Source organism: Acidovorax sp. HMWF018, from assembly GCF_003061035.1.
In the GTDB taxonomy this organism is placed as follows: Bacteria; Pseudomonadota; Gammaproteobacteria; order Burkholderiales; family Burkholderiaceae_C; genus Acidovorax; species Acidovorax delafieldii.
In genome coordinates this window covers 1-1,599 of the sequence record NZ_QAIM01000398.1, presented here as the reverse complement: position 1 = coordinate 1,599, position 1,599 = coordinate 1, and the positions used below count along the sequence as shown (strand labels likewise).

Genomic DNA, 1,599 nt, shown 5'->3' with positions numbered 1-1,599 from the left:
CTTGCCGTCCGCCTGCCCCAGCACCCAGCCTTCTTCCTTGGACAGCAGCGTTGTGACCTTGGGCAGCTCGTGCAGGAACACACCGTGGTATCCGTCATAGGTGAACAGTCCGGATATTCCCTGCGTCAGTGGCCGGCCGCTGCGGCGGCTGAACACCTGGGGTGCTTCGGGGCCGCTGGCCCGCACGACGCTGAAGTCTGCTGGGAGGCTATTGCCCGTGATCAGCAGTTGCTTCAAGCGGCTATATGCCCGCTGCGCTGGGGACATCTGTGCCAGGCGTTGGCGTACCTCCGCCACCAGTGCGGTGTCGACCGGGGTTGACGATATCACCACGCGTTCGTCCATGAGCCGGTCCAGATGGTGAGATAGGCGATCGCCCACGCCCGCCTGCAGCAGTTGCGGCGTCAGGCTGGCGTCCCATTCGTGCCGGATCCATGCCTTCACCGTTCGGGCGTCGAAGCGATCGGCGTCATGGATCATCAGATATGCCTTCAGCGCTTCGTAGCTGGCCTCGGGGTTGCTTGTCGAGGTTTGCTGCAACGAGCGGCGCAACTGCCGCACGATACCGGGCAGCCACGCATCTTCCAGAAGGCGCAGGTAGGTGGTATCTGCTGCTGTCTCTACTTTCGGGACCTGCAGCAGGCCCCAACGCCAACTCAGCGGTGGCGAGCCTGTGTAGCGCTCACTGACGGCGAGGGATTCCGCATGGTCCAGCATCGGCAATAGCGCCACCAGATTTTCCGGGTCGCCCGTTTTGGCCTCTTCGACCGCTTGTCGCAAGGTGCCCACACTGGTCTTTACTTCCTCCAGGTACCCCAGGTTGTTCTGGTGACTGATGCCCCAGGCCAGCGCAGCACCACTCAGTGCCAGAGCCAAGCCGATGAGACCGCCAGCCTGCAGCAGTCGGAGCTGCCGCTCTTTCTTGGCGTTGCGGCCTGTCAACCCCGCTTCGTTGAACATCACCCCCTTGAAGAGGGTTTCGATGAAAAAACTCTTGCCTTGCTGCCCTGCTCCAGGCTTCAGCGGGGTGGCGATGGCGAACCGCCGCTTGAGTGCCGACAGCACACGGTCAAAGGGCATGCCCTCTTGCGTACCGCTGGTGAAATACACGCCACGGAACAGGGGCTTCTCTTTGAAGCGCGAGGATGAAAAAGCCTCCTGCAACGTTTGGTGCACCAGTTCGCGCAGGCCCACAAACTGCTGGGGCAGCCCGTAGATCAGTCCACGCCGGGCAAGATCCGGTTCCGCCAGCAGGCGATGGGGCAACAGGCGATTGATTTGTGCCACCAGCGCGTCGAACTCTGCAGTGAACTGGGCCGTAGGGTCATCGTTGGACGGCACATTCTCTCGGTATTGCTGGGTGAAGCCCCACACCTGGGCGCGCTCGTCGCGCGTCATCTGGCCGAAAAACTCGTTGAAGCCCGCCAGCAGGTCGGCCTTGGTGATCAGTACGTACACCGGGAACTTGATTGCCAGTTCATCGCACAACTCCCCGAGCCGCGCACCGATGGTCTTGGCGAGGCGCGCGCGCTCCGCTTCGGTACTGCTCAAGAGCTCTTGTACGCTGAGCGTCACGATGACGCCATTGATGGGCTGCCG

Annotated in this window: 1 protein-coding gene; it reads right to left on the bottom strand. The window is 62.3% G+C overall.

Annotated features, from left to right (window positions below):
- A partial coding sequence (tssM, locus tag DBR23_RS15985; protein ID WP_233250492.1) for a type VI secretion system membrane subunit TssM occupies positions 1–1,575 on the bottom strand: 1,575 nt, incomplete at its 3' end.
- Between the last annotated feature and the right edge of the window lie 24 nt (positions 1,576–1,599).